A 15,312-nucleotide genomic window follows, 5' to 3' on the forward strand; every position below is an offset into this window, starting at 1 on the left:
CCACCCTGCAAAGCCCACCTTCCAAAGCCCGCAGCGCCAATCCCGCCGAAGCGCAGGCGCAGAGAAGGAAACCCTCCGAAGAAGGCCCACCGAAAAACCCCGGAAAAACGAGCGCCCGGCCCGCGGATCAGGCGCGGTAGAACAGGTAGCGGTCGCGGGCGATGCTGCCCGGCCCTTCGACCTGTTCGAACCCGACCAGCGGCTGGCCCGACACGATCAGCCCGCCCGGGCACATCACCCGGGCCAGATCGGGCGACAGGGTGGCGGCTTCGGCCACGTCCTCGTCCTTGATCCCCCGGCCCAGGTCGTAATGGGCCAGCGCCACACCCGCGCTGCGCCCGGCCAGTTCGGCCAGCATCGGCGCGGCCTCGCCCTGCAGGAAATCCTCTGCCGGCGGTTCGCAGGACGGGTGGCATTGCAGCACCCGGTCGATCACCCAGATCCGCCGCCTGGGCAGGATCTCGCGGATGTGGTCATAGGTCCGGCCGTTGCCCAGGCCGAGGTCGAGCACGTCGCCCTCCAGCCCGGCAACCTGGTCGGCGGCCCAGTTCAGCCCATCCCTCTGGGCGGTCAGGCGGCGCAGCATGGAATCGAGACGGCTCATGGTCGGCACTCCGGTTCGGGGGTGTCTCGGGCGGTCCAGTGGACCAGCGGGGCCCGGGACAGGCAGGTCAGCAGGGCGGCCACGAAATCCCGGATCGGATCATCGTGGACGAGGTGATGGGTCAGCAGGCCATAGGGCTCGTCCGGATCGGTCCGGCCGGTGCGCCGGTCGGCCAGGTCGCGGGCCATCTGGGCGATCAGGCGGTCGGGGTCGACCAGGCTGCGGCTGCCGCGCCAGTCGATCGGATCCAGGTGGGTGTTGACGCGCCACAGCCCCGGTGCTGCCCGGGGCGCATCGCGGGGCGTGAAGGTCGAGATCATGGCAAAGCCCGCGTCCGGCAGCATTGGCAACAGGTCGGGCGCCACGCGGTTCCAGGGCGGCACGAACATCGGCGCCGGTTCCGCGCCCAGCAGGTCGGCCAGCCGCGCCCGCGCGGCGCCGGCCTCGGCGGCCATCTCGGCAACCGGGCGATGGGCGCCGAACTCGGCTTTCTTGCTGCCCTCGGGGGCGTGGTTGGCATGGGCCATGCCATGGGTCACGGCCACGACGCCCGGCGCGCGGGCCAGCCGGGCGGCCAGCGAGGCCTCGGCATGGGCGGGGATGACGGCCAGGTGCAGCGGCCAGCCCGTGCCCTCGGCCAGCCCGATCAGCCGGTCCAGCGCGGGGGTGTCGCGGACGGCATCGTCATCGCGCCACCAGACGGGCAGGGGCGCGTCCAGCCGGTCGAGCTCGGCTTCGAGGGGCCGCCAATCGGGGCTCATCCCACCATCCTTTCGCAGATCCGCACCGTTTCGGCCGCACCATCGTCGCGCAGGCCGCGCGGATCGCGCCGGCCCCGGGCCGTGACCCGGGCAATCGCCCGGTCCAGGCTGTCGGGGGTCAGCTCGGCCCCGGGCAAGGCGGTTATGGCCGGCAGGGCCGACAGGCTGTCGGCGCGCAGCCCCTGTTCCACCTCGTTGCCCGCGTCGAAGGGCACGAAGACCGCCGGCGTGCCGGCCTGCAGGATGTCGAGCGCGGTGTTGTAGCCACACAGGCTGACCGAAGCCGCCGCATGGTAGAGCATCTGGCGGAAATCCGGGCGCGGCGGGTCCAGCACGACATTGGCCGGCGCCGCGCGGCGCAGGGTCTCAAGCCGGTCGGCCCCGCCCCCGACCAGCAGCCGCCAGCGCCGGCCCGGTGTCCGGCGCGCGGCCTCCAGGGCCGTGCCGAACAGCGCATCCCCCACCGGCCCGCCCCCGGCGCTGACCAGCACCTCGCCGGTGCCGGTGCCATCGGGATGCGGCCCGGCCGGGGCGGGGGCGACATAGCCCGTGTATATCAGCCGGGGGACCAGCTGCTCCGACACCGGCCAGCTGAGCGACAGTTCGGTGCGCGCCGGGTCGGAATGGACCAGCACACCGTCGTAATGGGCGGCGATGATCTCGTCGGCCCAGGTGGCCTTGGCCGGTTTCGACGGCGGGGCCAGGATATCGCGGATCGAGGCCAGGATACGCGGCCGCTGCGGCAGCGCGCCGGCGGCATCGAGCAGGGCCAGGAATTCGTCGCGCAGGATGCGCCGGCCAAAGGGAAAGAGCTCTGTGATCAGCAGGTCGGGCGCGGGCGACAGGCAACCGCGCAGGGCGTCGACCCGGGCCTGCATCCGCGCGGCATCGGCCGGCGCGCCTTCGGGGGTCAGCAGGCGGGTGAAATCCACCCCGTCCGAGCGCAGGGCCGGCAGCTGGACCAGCCGCAGCCCGCCGGCATCGAGATGCGGCGCGGGGGTGCCGCCGCTGGCCAGGGTCACGTCATGGCCGGCCTGGGCAAAGGCCCGGCCCAGGGTCAGCGCCCGGCTCAGATGGCCGGTGCCCAGCAGGTGGGTGACAACGATCAGCACCCTCATGGCGCGGGCTCCAGCCGCACCGGTTCCGGCCGGGCCTGCCAGCGCCCGTTGTCGCGGGTCATGACATAGAGCCGGTTGCGCTTGATCCGGAACGGTGCGGGCCCGTGGAAATCCCAGCCATGGGCCAGGGCCAGCAGCACGCGCATCACGCCGATATGGGCCACGGCCACGGTGTCGCCGTCCAGCCCGTCCAGCCAGGGTTGCAGGCGGGCGCGCATCTCGGCCGGGCTTTCGCCGCCGGGCGGGCGATAGGCCCAGCCCCAATCCTCGATATGACGATAGCCCGAGCCGGGCTGCTCGATCAGCTCGGCGCCCTTCTGGCCTTCCCAGTCGCCCCAGGACATCTCGACCAGCGCGGGCACCGCCCGGGGCGTCCGCCCGGGAGCCACCAGCCGGGCCGTGTCCATCGCCCGGCTCAGCGGGCTGGCCAGCAGCTGCGCCCGGTCCCAGGGCGCGGGCAGGCGCAGGGCGGCCAGGTCGGCCCGGGCGGCATCGTCCAGGGGAATGTCGCTGCGGCCCTGGATGCGCCCCGCGCGGTTCCAGTCGGTATGGCCATGGCGCAGCAGGGCAAGGCGGGTCATGGGCGATCCTCCAGCAGGGGCGTGACAACCGACCAGAAGGCCCGGGCCGCGGCCGGGGCCAGGTGGCGCTCGGCCACGGCCCGACGGGCGGCCAGGCCGGCATCCTGGCGCCGGGCGGGATCGGCCAGCAGCCAGTTGCAGCGCAGGGCCATCCCGGCGGGGCCGGCCGGGACAGGCGGTTGCGGCCCGGTCACCACGTCGCGCACGCCGGGCCGGTCCTGGGCCACGACGGGCAGGCCGTGGGCCTGGGCCTCGACATAGACCATGCCGAAGGCCTCGTTGACCCCGGGCCACAGGAACAGGTCGGCCGTGCCATAGGCCGCCTGCAGATCCGCCTGGTCCAGCTGGCCCAGGAACCGCACGCGGTCGCCAAAGGGCGCAAACAGCGCCCGCACGGCCGGGCCGGCCGGGCCGTCGCCGGCGATATGCAGGTGCCAGTCCGGGTGGGTCAGCGCCGGCAGGGTCTCGGCGATCAGGCGGTAGGACGCCATCTTGTCGCCCGGGCGCATCATCCCCGCGGCCAGCAGCCGGCCGGGCACCGGGCGCCCGGCGGGTGGCAGCGCCGAGGCCGCCAGGAAAGGCGGAAGAGGGGCCAGCGCCTGGCCGGGCGGGCGGTCGCGGTCCAGCGTCTCGCGGTCATGGGCCGTGGGATGAAAGATCACCGCCGCCGCATCCGATGCCGCCTCGGCCGCCGCCGCAAAGCCGGCCCAGGGCCCGGTCAGCCGCTTGCGCGCCCGCGAGGCCTCGATCAGCACATAGGGCACCCCCCGGCGCCGCGCGATCTCGGGGCCCAGCAGGTCGGGCGCCTTGTAGTAATTGTGATAACTCACCCACAGCCCCAGGTCGGCCGGCAATTCGCGGTCCAGCCGCGCGACCTCTTCTGCCGCAGCTTCGGCCAGCCGGCGCTGGTTCGCCAGGTCACCGCTGCCGTCGCGCAGCCGCAGTTCCGAGGCCAGGATGACCCGGTCGCCCCGCGCGGCCAGCAGGCCCATCAGGTTGCGCGCCATCTCGCGGTCGCCCGAGGGCACCGGGTGGTTGGGCGCCTTGAGCGGGGCGAAGAAGGCGATGTGCATGGCTCAGCCTTCGTCGCCGCAAAGCGCGTGCAGCCGGGCCGACAGCCGGGCGATGCCCGGTTCCATGCGAAATTCGCGGCGCAGCCGGTGCCAGGCCGCATCGGCCAGCGCGGCGGTCACCGCCGGATCGGCGGCCATCTGGGTCATCGCCTGGGCCAGGGCCTCGGGGGCATCGTCGGACAGGAAGCCATGCACCCCGTCCTCGATGAATTCCGGAATCGCCGAGACCGGCGTCGACAGGATCGGCAGCTTTTGCGACGCCGCTTCCATCAGCACGTTGGGCAGCCCGTCGCGGTCGCCGTCGGCCGCGATGCGCGAGGGCAGCACAAAGAGATCGGCCCGGCGCATGGCCTCGATGACCTCGGGCTGGGTCCGCGCCCCGTGCCAGGTGATCCGGTGCGATATCGCCAGCGCGCCCGACCGCGCGGCCAGTGCGGCCTTGTCGCCGCCACCGCCGATATGGTCCCAGTGCCAGTCCAGATCGCCGGGCAGCAGGGCAAAGGCCTCGATCAGCCGATCAAAACCCTTCTTCTCGACCAGCCGCCCGACGCTGAGCATGCGAAACGGCGCGCCGGCCCCGCGCACCGGCCGGTCGGGCGGAGGCGGAAAGCGCTGCATGTCGAGCCCGTGATAGACCAGGTCGACCCGTGCCGGATCATCGGCCAGCCCGCGCAGGTGCTCGGCCCCGAAGGCCGTGCAGGTCGCGCCAAAGACCGCCCCGTGGCTGGCCCCGGTCAGCTTTTCCCGCTTTTCCCAGTCCGGCGAAGTCCAGATGTCCTTGGCATGGGCCGAAAAGGCCCAGGGCAGGCCGCGCATGATCGCCGCGTAGCGGGCCACCGACGAGGGCGTGTGCATGAAATGGGCGTAAAGCCCGCGGATCCCGGCGGGCAGCTCGGCGGCCAGCACACAGGCCTGGCCGAACCGCCGGATGCGGTTGCGCGTGCGGTCGCGGGCGTAATCGGCCTGCCAGGCCCGGCGCGCGGCGGCAAAGCCGGGCAGGCGCGCGGCCGTCAGCCAGCCGCGCAGCACCCGGCCCGGCGTGTCATGCAGGTATTCCGGCAGGTAATTGACCGGCGCCTGCAGCCGGTCATGCAGCGGATGGGTGGCCGTGTCGGTCGGATGGCGCAGCGACCATATTTCCATGCCGTGGCCGGCCTCTTCCAGCGCCACCAGCTCCTGGGCGATGAATGTTTCGGACAGGCGCGGCCAGCCCTTGACGAGCACGGCCAGCGGGCGGGGGGACGTCATTCGGCCGCGCACTCCCGCCGCCGGGTCAGCAGCGCATCGACCCGTTCCGTCACGTGGTCCAGCCCGTCCAGCAGCCCGGCCGGAAAGACCTGCGACGGGCGCGGCCGGTCGGCCAGCCCCCGGATCGCCGCGATCATCGCCCCGGTCGTCAGCCCGTCGCGCCATTCGTCGATCATGCCCACCAGGCCCAGTTCCTCGGCCCGTTTCGCCCGGATGTATTGTTCCAGCCGGGGCACGGTGCGCGGCACGATCACGGCCGGCCGGTCAAAGGACAGGACCTCGCAGAACGTGTTGTAGCCGCCCATGCTGATCACGCCCTGGGCCCCGGCAAAGAGCGTCTCGATCTGGCTTTCGAAACCCACCGCCTCGACCCGGCCGTCCAGCGCCTGGACCCGGGCTTCGAATTCCGCCCTCGTGTCGCCCGACAGGAACGGCCCGTAGACCAGGATCGCCCGGGGCGCCAGGTCGGGGTCGCGTTCGTAGGCCGACAGCACCAGGTTGACCATGGCCTTGCCATCGCCGCCGCCGCCGGGGGTGACCAGCACGTAGGGCGCTTCGGGCGGCGGGCCGGTTTCGGCCCCGTCGCGGCGCAGGTAGCCGGTAAAGACCATGCGGTCGCGCAGCGCGTCGCTGAACGGCAGCGAGGCCGTGGGATCATAGATCGACCGCAGCCCGTAGACCCAGAGTTCGTCGTAATACCGCTCGGCCGCCTGGACGGCATTCTTGCGCGCCCATTCGTCGGTCAGCACTTCGGGCTCGTCCAGCACGTCGCGCAGGCCCAGAACCTGGCGGCAATGGCCTTCGGCCAGCAGCCGTTCGAGCGTGGGCAGCAATTCTCCGCGAAAGCCGGTCGGTTCCTTGTCGACGATCAGCAGGTCGGGCCGGAAGTTCAGGGCCGCGGCTTCGATCAGCCCGGCGCGCAGCTGGGTCGTCTCGTCGATGTCCAGGCCCAGGGCCTGGCTGGCATAGCTGCCATCGGCCAGCTTGGTCACCCCGGGCAGGCGGATGTGGTCGACCTTGGGCGGAAAGGCGAAACGCCCGGCCACGGGCGAGCCGGTGACGATCAGCGCCGAGGCATCGGGATCGGCCCGGGTGATCGCCGCGGCCAGCGCGCGTGTGCGGCGCAGGTGGCCCAGCCCGAAGGTGTCATGGCTGTACAGCATGACCCGCGCCGGCCGGCGGTGCGGCCGCAGGACCCTGTCGGTGAGCGCCTCGGTCATTCTTCCGTTCACTGCCCCTGACACGCGCCGGCTGTCCCCCGGCACGTCATTGCATTCGATGGTCGCCGCCCGGGCCCTGCCCGCCGACCGCGTCCTGGCCGCCTTCTGGGCGAAGCCCGGCAGGGGCGCAAGCCCAACGTTGGCCAGAGCATAACGCCCCCGGACCGGCTTGGCGATGGCCGACTGGTCATGGGGGACGTGCAAGGGGGGCTTTCCCGACCGGGCGGGTGCATCGCGGGCAGAAATCGCCGGGTTGCCGGGCCGGGCCGGGGCGGATCGGCCGGGGCGGCGGGCGTTCCGGCGGTGACCGTGTGCCCGGGCATCGGCCAAATGGCCGGGATGACCGGGTTTTCCCGCCCCGCCCGGGCGATCCGGCCGGCCTGGTCAATTGCGCCCCGGGGCCGGTTTGGCTAGCCTCTGGCGGATCGCCGGGCCGTCAGGGCATGACCCGGCGCGGGTGGTCGGACAACGGGGGCTGGTCCAGGTGACAGGCAGATTTCTCACGCTTTTGTGCGGCGTCGTGCTGGCGGCGGCGCTGTCGGTGCTGGCCCCGGGGGCCGGGGCGCAGAGCATTCCGGGGCTGACATCCTCGGCCGGGTCGACCGGAAGCGACACGGCCAGCCCCAGCGAAACCCTGGCCGATGCGCTGCGCCAGGCGGCGGAGGCCGGGGTCAGCGTCGTGGTGGTCGATGGCGGCGGATCGGTGATCGGGGCGACGGCCCCGCCGGCCCCGGCCACGCCCACGGCCGAGATCTCGGGGCTGATGCAGACCTATCACACGGTCGAAACCTTCGTCGACGAGCTCGAGGAACGGCTGGCCGCGCTGCCGGTGTCGGTGAACGAGGTGCTCTATATCCTGCGCGCCACCAGCCCCAACGGCGAGGTGCTGACCTATGCCAAGGTGCTGGTCTACGTGCTGATCCTGTTGGGCCTGGGCCGGCTGGCCATGGTCGAGATCTTCGGCAAGCGCATGATGAAGGGCTTTGTCACCTCGCGCATCGTCGAGAAACCGCGGGGCTACAGCCAGAAGGTGCCCTTCCTGCTGATGCGGTTCCTCGTGGGCCTGGGCGGCACGCTCTTCGTGCTGATCCTGGTGTCGGTGATCGGGCTGCTGGCCTTCGGCAATCCCGATGACCTGTCGGTGGAAATCACCGTGGCGGCGGTGTTCCTGGCGTTCTTCCTGACCCGCACGGTGGGCGACCTGTGGCGGATGATCCTGTCGCCCTACCTGTCGCAATACCGGTTGCCGAAATTCACCGACCGCGAGGCGCGCAAGCTTTATCTCTGGCTGTGGGGGATCACGGCCTGGGGGATCTGGAGCAGCTATTTCGCGACCTGGATCAAGGAAATCGGCCTGAATTTCAATGTCTATGCCATGATGTCGCTGGTCATCGCGATCGTGGCGATGCTGGCCAACGTGGCGATGGTGCTGTTCAACCGGCGGGCCATCAGCCGGGCGATACGTGGCGGCCGCGCGCCCGAGGACGTGTCCTGGGCCGTGCGCATGATGTCGCTGGCCTGGGCGCCGGTGCTGATCGGGTTCTTCCTGTTCGGCTGGCTGCAGCACAGTTACGACCTGGTGATGGAGCGGCCCGAGCGCATTCCGCTGATTGCCGGGGCCTACCTGGTCTTCCTGACGATGATCGTTGTCTATGCCGTGATGAATTACGCGCTGGAGCGGTACTTTGACCGGCTGCGCCGGCGCGAGGATGCCAATCGCGACATGGCCGAGGCCGAGGCCAGCGAGACGGGCGGCGCGGCGTTGCTGCCGCGGCACCGGCCGATGACCTACGAAGAGCTGTTTCGCCAGGTGGCGGGCATCCTGGCCCTGGCGGCGGGCAGCTATGCGCTGGTGCTGATCTGGCTGCCCGACAACCAGCTGATCAACGAGACACTGATCGGCAATTTCCTCGACGTGGCGATCGTGCTGTTTGCCGGGTACATCACCTACAACCTGTTCCGCATCTGGATCGACCGGATGATCGCCCAGGAGGCGCCCGATCCGGCAGAGGAAACAGAACTGGGCGACGAGGGCGGGGCCAACGGGGCCAGCCGGCTGGCCACCCTGCTGCCGCTCTTCCGGGGGGCGATCCTGGCCGTGGTGGTGGTGACCATCGCGCTGATCGCGCTGCTGGAACTGGGGGTGAATGTCGGGCCGCTCTTTGCCGGGGCCGGGGTGGTGGGCATTGCCATCGGCTTTGGGGCGCAGACGCTGGTGCGCGACATTTTCTCGGGGGCGTTCTTCCTGATCGACGATGCCTTTCGCAAGGGGGAGTACATCGACCTGGGCAACGTGAAGGGCACGGTCGAGAAGATCTCGGTGCGGTCGTTCCAGTTGCGCCACCACCTGGGGGCGCTGCAGACGGTGCCCTTTGGCGAGATCCAGGTGCTGACCAATTATTCGCGCGATTGGGTGATCATGAAGCTGCCGCTGCGGGTGACCTATGACACCGATGTCGAGAAGGTACGCAAGTTGATCAAGAAGCTGGGGCAGCAATTGCTGGACGACCCGGTGATCGGCGAGAATTTCATCCAGCCGCTGAAGAGCCAGGGGGTGATCGAGATGCAGGACAGCGCGATGATCATCCGGGTGAAGTTCATGACCAAGCCGGGGGATCAATGGCTGGTGCGCAAGAAGGTCTACGAAGAGATCCGCGCGCTTTTCGCCCGGGAAGGCATCAAGTTTGCCCATCGCGAGGTCACCGTGCGGTTGGCCGAAGGGCAGGGCGAGGAGTTGACGCCCAAGCAGCGTGACGCGGCCGTGGGCGCCGTGCAGGCGGCGATCGACGAGGACATGCTGGACGACGAGGGCGGCAGCCTGGTCGACGATCGCTAGCGCTCGGCGGGGCGGGCTCATCCCGGCTGGTCGCCGGGCCTCGCGGCTTGCAGAACAGGGAAATCAGGCGGCATGGGCGGAGAGCGCGGCGGCGCTGGCGCCGGTCCTTTGCAGGTTGAAGATGGATATGGCCTGCAACATGGCCTGAGATTGGGTTTCCAGCTCGGTCACACTGCGCGCGGTGCGTTCGGCGGTGCGGGCATTGGCCTGGGTGATCTGGTCGACCGAGGCGACAGTATCGCGGATCTGGGCGATGGTCGTGTCCTGGCTGGCGGAATCCTCGACGATCTGGCGCACGTGACCGGCAATCGTGCTGACCCTATCGACGATCTCGCCCAGGGCGGTTTCTGCCGAATTCACCAGTTCAACCCCGCGGGTGACCTTTTGCTGGCTCTCGTCGATCATTGAGCGCACGTCGTTTGACGCCTGACCGGCGCGAATGGCCAGGTCGCGCACCTCGTTGGCCACGATGGAAAAGCCCTTGCCCGCCTCGCCGGCGCGGGCGGCCTCGACCGCCGCGTTGAGCGCCAGGAGGTTGGTTTCCCGAGCGATATCCTCGATCACGCCGATGATCCGCGCAATCTCACGCGCGCTGTCGTCGATTTCGGCCACCGCGCTCATGCTGGCGCGCACGGTTGTCACGATGCCTTCGACGTCGGTCAGGGTCTGGTCGACGATCACCCCGCTTTCGTCGGCATGCTGGGCGCTGGCCTTTACCGAAGCCGAGACATGGTCCATCGAGGTTGCCGTTTCCTCGAGGGCCGCGGCCTGTTCCTCGGCCTGGGCGGCCAGGTGCTGGGCGCTCTGGCTCAGTTCCTTGGCCTGGTGATCCAGGTCGCCGTTGCGCTCCTTGATGTCCTGAACGATGGTCGACAGCTGGCGGATCGTGGCGTTCAGCCCGGTTTGCAGGCCCTGGAAATCACCCGAGAAATCGCCGCGCATCTGCTCCGACAGGTCACCTTCGGCAATCCGGTCGATCACGCGCCTTGTCTCACCCACCCCGCGCTCGATCATGGCCACCATGTCGTTGAGCCCGTCGCGCAGGCGGGTCAGCGTGGCATCGTCGAAATCGGCGGTGATCCGGGCGGCAAACCGGCCATTGCTGGCCTCGGTCACCACCTTGCCGAATTCGCGTTCCAGCTGCTCCATCATCGCCGCGCGCTCGGCCTGAGCCGCTTCGGCCAGGCGGGTCTGGGCCTCGGCCCGGCGCAGCGATTCCCGGCTGGTCTCGAACAATCGCGATACACGCACGGCCATGCTCATCCCCGATCCGGCCACGGCCGAGGCCAGGATCCCGTGGATCGCCAGATGATACCAACCGAAATTGGCGCTTGGCCAGACCATCGTCGGGGCGAGGATGTTGAAGGCCAGGTGATGCAGGACGACCAGGCCGGCCAGCAGCAACATCGCCCGCCAGCAGAAATAGGCCAGCAGCAGGGCGCTGTAGGTGAAGAACAGCATGTGACCGTCGAGCACGAATTCGCCATTGCCGAACCCGGTGCTGACATAGGTGACCAGCGCCCAGTTGAAGGCCAGCGCCGTTGCGATGACCATCCGTGCGCGCAGGGCCGCGGGGCATGTCCAGGCCTGGTGCACCGCCACGGCGGCCAGCAGGGCCGATGCCCCTGCGATGACCGGCCAGTCCGGGGTCCAGAGCGTGGCAAGAAGGCTGACGAAGACGCCCATCACGCACAGCGTCAGGGCAAAGAACCGCGATGTCGTGCGGCGTAATCCGTCAAGCGCGCCGGTGCTGTCATCCGGGGCTTCGGCCGATGCCGCCTGTGTCATGGAGGGCAGGACCATCTTCAGTCTCCTTGTTGAATGGCTCGAACCATCCGCCTGTCCGGCCCCTGCGGGTTGGTGAATGTCGTGCTGCACAGGGCCGGTGCCTGCGACGACAGGATCAGCATCGCACCGGCCGCGCGGGCCTGACGGGCGATGGCGCGCCCATCTCTTGCCGATGCCCCGGGCCGGCCGGGGTCATCCGGTTGAACGGCAAGGACAAAAGGCCAGGCCCCGCCATCGACGATCGGCAGGTCGAGCGACGCCGTTGCGGCCAGGGTTCGGGCCTGGGACCAGGTCGGCGGGAAGACCAGGACAACCGGCCCGCCGTCCCGGCCAACGCCGCTGGCCAGGCGCAGCCAGAAGGATGTCGCGAAGAGCGACAGGATCATCACCGGCACGGGCCACCAGCGGCCGACGGCCCGCCAAGCCGCTGCGCCCCTGTCCGCCCCTTCATCCCGGTTGGCGATCCTGTTCCTGCCCATGTCGACACTCCGCTCACGTCGGGCGCAGCCTAGGCGCAAGTTCCCCAACAAATCGTAAGCGTCCCCGTGATCTTCCCGTGCAAAACGCAGAAAATCGGCGCAATCCCGCAGAGTTCGGGCTTTTTCCGCCCCGGCCCGCCGCAGGACTGGCCAGCCCGCCGGGCAACCCGTAAGGAGGTCGCGGGACCCGCCGTCGCCTGTTTGGGTCCGCCAGTCTTGAAAGGACCCTTCATGTTGCGCTCCGTCCTGCCCCTGCTTCTTGCCGCCACCCTGGCCGTGCCTGCCGGGGCCCAGACACTCGACCGGATCAAGGCCGAAGGCGAGATCCGCCTGGGCTATCGCCAGGATGCCGCGCCGCTGTCCTTCGTCGACGAGGCCGGCCTGCCGGCGGGCTATACCGTGGCGGTCTGCAGCTCGCTGGCCCAGGCCCTGGGCCGGGCGCTGGAGATGGAGGAAATCGAGGTGCGCTTCGTGCCCGTGGGCACCAACGACCGCTTCGCCAAGATCGTCAACGGCGAGATCGACCTGCTCTGCGGGGCGTCGACCGTCACCATGAGCCGCCGGGAATTCGTCGATTTCTCGATCCCGGTCTTCGTCGATGGCACGGCTGTCATGCTGCCCTCCGGCGCGCCCACGACCTTTGCCTCGCTGAACGGCAAGAAGATCGGCGTGCGCTCGGCCACGACGACGCAAGAGGCCCTGGCCAACACGCTGACCGGCACCGGGACGGATGCCGAAGTCGTGGTCTATGACACCCATGAGGCCGGGCTGGCCGCGATGAAGGCCGGCGAGATCTCGGCCTATTTCGCCGACCAGTCGATCCTGCTGTTCCTCAACAAGGGCGACAGCGATTTCATGGTCATGGACCGGCTTCTGACCATGGAACAGCAGGGCCTGGCCATGCTGCGCGGCGACACCGAATTCCGTTACATGGTCGATGGGGCGCTGTCGGGTATGTACAGCGCGGGCATCATGCAGGGGATCTTTCGCGAGACCATGCCGGGCATCGAGCCGGGCGAAGCCTTGCGCTGGCTCTATCGCCTGGCGCCGCTGCTGCCCTGATGTCCCGCGCGTGGGACGGACACGTGTGTAAGTGAACCCATGAGGTTGCAGGCCCGGTTTTGCCGGGCCTGATCTTTTTTGCGATGGGCCGCCCTTGCCTGGTGGTGTGCGGACGTCGATGTCCGGCCGGATATTTTCAAAGAGAAAGAAGCAGGAAGGCCGGCGCACTTTCCCGCCCTGACCGCCCCCTGTCCTGCCGCTTGCCACCGACGCTGCCGCCGGGGGCATGCACCACGTTGCTGCTTCTTTCTCTTCTTAAATATCCGGAGACCGGTCACCGCTTGCGCGCCGGTTTCAGAAGAAGGTGCTGCGCCCCTCAATCCTGGTAGGGGTCCAGGCTGTCGCGCAACCCGTCGCCAAGGAAGTTGAACGCCAGCACCACCACGATGATCGGCACCATCGGCAGGGCGGTCCAGGGATAGATCTCGATCGAGGCCAGGTTCTGCGCGTCGTTCAGCATCACCCCCCAGCTGACCGCCGGCGCCCGCAGGCCGAGGCCCAGGAAGGACAGCGCCGTTTCGCCCAGGATCATCGCCGGGATCGACAGGGTTGCCGAGGCGATCAGGTGCGACATGAAATTCGGCAGCAGGTGGCGCCCGATCACCCGGCCGGGCCTTGCGCCCATCATCTCGGCCGCCCGGACGTATTCCTCTTCGCGCAGGGACAGGAACTTGGCCCGCACCGAACGGGCCAGGCCGGGCCAGTCCAGGATGCCCAGGATCACCGAGATGATGAAGAACACCGATACCGGCCCCCAGCTGGACGGCACCGCCGCCGACAGGGCCAGCCAGAGCGGCAGCTCGGGAAGGGACCGCAGGATTTCGATCACCCGGTTGATCACCCAGTCGATCCCGCCGCCGAAATAGCCCGCCACCGAGCCGAAGAAGATGCCCAGCGAAAACGACACCAGGATGCCGATCAGACCCACGGTCAGCGACAGCTGCGAGCCATAGAGAATGCGGCTGAAGACATCGCGGCCCAGCCGGTCGGAGCCCCAGAGAAACACCGTCGTGCCCTCGGCCGGGCAGAACAGGTGGGTTGTCGAGGGGATCAGCCCGGCGACCTTCCAGGGCGTGCCCTGGCAGAACCATTCCAGCGGCGCCGGGTTGTCCGTATCGGGCCGGAATTCCCACTGGAAGGTCTCTAGGTTGGCCTCGGCCGTCACCGGGTAGATGAACGGCCCGATGAATGCGCCCTCGTGGAACAGCCGGACCTTCTGGGGCGAGGCATAGAGGTAATCCTCGTTGCGCTCGTTCGGCCCGTAGGGCGCGACAAAGCCCCAGAACGGCAGCATGACATAGGCAAAGACGATGAACAGTCCCGAGATCAGACCCAGCTTGTGGGTGCGGAACTTGCGCCAGACCAGCACCCAGTTGGGCGCATCGAGGTCGGCGCGCTCGATCTCGGTGATCGTGGCCGACGGGTCGAAGGGCGCGTCATCGACGTAACGATCGGGGAAACGGTCGGGCCTGTCGGTCATGCGTCACGCCCCTCGTAGCGGATGCGCGGATCGAGCATGACCAGCAGGATATCGGAAATCATCGTGCCGATCAGGGTCAGCAAGGCGACGAACATCAGGACGAAGCCCGACAGGAACTGGTCCTGGGTCTTGAGCGCGGTCAAGAGCGTCGGCCCGATGGTCTGAAGGCCCAGGACGACCGACACCAGCACCGAGCCCGACACCATCGAGGGCAGCAGGTTGCCGATATCGGCCACGAAGGGGTTGAAGGCCACGCGCAGAGGGTATTTCACCAGCATCCGGCGTTCCGACAGGCCCTTGGCAATGGCGGTTTCGACATAGGGTTTGCCCAGCTCGTCGAGCATGTTGGCCCGCAGGCGCTGGGTCATGGCCGAGGCACCGGAGGTACCGATCACGAAGGTCGGCACGATGAGATGCACGAGGATCGACTTCAGCTTGTCCCAGGTCAGGGGTTGCTGTTCAAAGATCGGGTCCATCAGCCCGCCGATGGGCAGGTTGAAATACTTGTGGCCATAGTAGAACAGGATCAGGGCCAGCAGGAAATTGGGCGTGGCCAGGCCCAGGTAGGCCACCAGAGCGGCTGTGTAATCGATCCAGCTGCGCGACTTGGCCGCCGCCAGCATGCCCAGCGGCAGGGCCACGGCATAGATGAAGAGCACGGCGGCAAGGTTGACCAGGACGGTCAGCCAGAGGCTGTCGCCGACGATATCGGCCACGGGGCGTTCGAATTCGAAGGACCAGCCCCAATCGCCCTGCAGCAGCCCGGAAAACCCGTTGGGCCCGGGCAGGAAGCCGACCCAGATCATGTATTGCTTCCACAGCGGCTGATCGAGCGAATATTCCCGGCGCAGGAATTCGGCCTTGGCCACGCCGGCGCTCTGGCCGGTGGCCTGCAGCTCGTTGATCTGGTTGGACAGGTAATCGCCGGGCGGCAGGTTGATGATGGCAAAGACCAGGACCGAGACCACGAGGAGCGTGAGCACCATGGTCATCATCCGGTAAAGGGCGTAGCGGAGCGTGCTCATGGGGCGCGTGCGGGTCTTTTCGGCGTCAGGTCGTGCA

At 68.9% G+C, this 15,312-nt stretch carries 13 protein-coding genes; 2 read left to right on the forward strand and 11 right to left on the reverse strand.

Annotation, left to right across the window (positions count from 1 at the left end):
• Positions 1-127: 127 nt before the first annotated feature.
• Genes ACK3BB_RS04745 through ACK3BB_RS04775 form a run of 7 tightly spaced genes read right to left on the reverse strand, consistent with a single transcriptional unit; the run spans position 128 to position 6,605 of the window.
• Positions 128-604 carry a class I SAM-dependent methyltransferase gene (locus ACK3BB_RS04745; RefSeq protein ID WP_428927585.1) on the reverse strand — a complete coding sequence of 159 codons (477 nt, stop codon included), beginning with the start codon at positions 602-604 and terminating at the stop codon, positions 128-130.
• Positions 601-1,365: a polysaccharide deacetylase family protein gene (locus ACK3BB_RS04750; RefSeq protein WP_428927586.1), complete on the reverse strand. Its 765-nt coding sequence runs from the start codon at positions 1,363-1,365 to the stop codon at positions 601-603. The genes ACK3BB_RS04745 and ACK3BB_RS04750 overlap by 4 nt, the downstream gene beginning before the upstream one ends.
• On the reverse strand, positions 1,362-2,483 hold the full coding sequence (locus ACK3BB_RS04755; RefSeq protein WP_428927587.1) for a glycosyltransferase family protein: 1,122 nt from the start codon (positions 2,481-2,483) through the stop codon (positions 1,362-1,364). The genes ACK3BB_RS04750 and ACK3BB_RS04755 overlap by 4 nt, the downstream gene beginning before the upstream one ends.
• Entirely contained in the window at positions 2,480-3,064 is a 585-nt protein-coding gene (locus ACK3BB_RS04760) for a histidine phosphatase family protein (RefSeq protein WP_428927588.1), read from the reverse strand. Before ACK3BB_RS04760 ends, ACK3BB_RS04755 begins: the two co-directional genes overlap by 4 nt.
• Entirely contained in the window at positions 3,061-4,137 is a 1,077-nt protein-coding gene (locus ACK3BB_RS04765; protein ID WP_428927589.1) for a glycosyltransferase family 4 protein, read from the reverse strand. Before ACK3BB_RS04765 ends, ACK3BB_RS04760 begins: the two co-directional genes overlap by 4 nt.
• A gap of 3 nt (positions 4,138-4,140) precedes the next feature.
• Positions 4,141-5,385, reverse strand: a complete 1,245-nt coding sequence (locus ACK3BB_RS04770) for a glycosyltransferase family 4 protein (protein WP_428927590.1) — start codon at positions 5,383-5,385, stop codon at positions 4,141-4,143.
• Positions 5,382-6,605, reverse strand: a complete 1,224-nt coding sequence (locus ACK3BB_RS04775) for a glycosyltransferase family protein (RefSeq protein WP_428927591.1) — start codon at positions 6,603-6,605, stop codon at positions 5,382-5,384. Before ACK3BB_RS04775 ends, ACK3BB_RS04770 begins: the two co-directional genes overlap by 4 nt.
• A 484-nt stretch (positions 6,606-7,089) precedes the next feature.
• Here ACK3BB_RS04775 and ACK3BB_RS04780 point away from each other — a divergent pair, with 484 nt between their 5' ends.
• Positions 7,090-9,441, forward strand: coding sequence for a mechanosensitive ion channel family protein (locus ACK3BB_RS04780; RefSeq protein WP_428927592.1), 2,352 nt, complete (start codon positions 7,090-7,092; stop codon positions 9,439-9,441).
• A 63-nt stretch (positions 9,442-9,504) separates the two neighbouring features.
• Here ACK3BB_RS04780 and ACK3BB_RS04785 read toward each other — a convergent pair whose 3' ends face one another.
• Together ACK3BB_RS04785 and ACK3BB_RS04790 are read right to left on the reverse strand one after the other, a co-directional pair.
• Complete coding sequence (locus ACK3BB_RS04785) at positions 9,505-11,244, reverse strand: methyl-accepting chemotaxis protein (protein WP_428927593.1); 1,740 nt, start codon at positions 11,242-11,244, stop codon at positions 9,505-9,507.
• Between the two features lie 2 nt (positions 11,245-11,246).
• Complete coding sequence (locus ACK3BB_RS04790) at positions 11,247-11,708, reverse strand: hypothetical protein (protein WP_428927594.1); 462 nt, start codon at positions 11,706-11,708, stop codon at positions 11,247-11,249.
• A gap of 231 nt (positions 11,709-11,939) precedes the next feature.
• On the opposite strand from ACK3BB_RS04790, the gene ACK3BB_RS04795 reads away from it, so the two are divergent.
• Entirely contained in the window at positions 11,940-12,770 is an 831-nt protein-coding gene (locus ACK3BB_RS04795; protein ID WP_428927595.1) for an amino acid ABC transporter substrate-binding protein, read from the forward strand.
• Positions 12,771-13,086: 316 nt separating this feature from the next.
• Here ACK3BB_RS04795 and ACK3BB_RS04800 read toward each other — a convergent pair whose 3' ends face one another.
• On the reverse strand, positions 13,087-14,250 hold the full coding sequence (locus ACK3BB_RS04800; protein WP_428927596.1) for an ABC transporter permease: 1,164 nt from the start codon (positions 14,248-14,250) through the stop codon (positions 13,087-13,089).
• On the reverse strand, positions 14,247-15,275 hold the full coding sequence (locus ACK3BB_RS04805) for an ABC transporter permease (protein ID WP_428927597.1): 1,029 nt from the start codon (positions 15,273-15,275) through the stop codon (positions 14,247-14,249). Before ACK3BB_RS04805 ends, ACK3BB_RS04800 begins: the two co-directional genes overlap by 4 nt.
• Positions 15,276-15,312 lie beyond the last annotated feature (37 nt).

The organism is Marinibacterium sp. SX1 (assembly GCF_050389775.1).
Lineage (GTDB): Bacteria > Pseudomonadota > Alphaproteobacteria > Rhodobacterales > Rhodobacteraceae > Marinibacterium.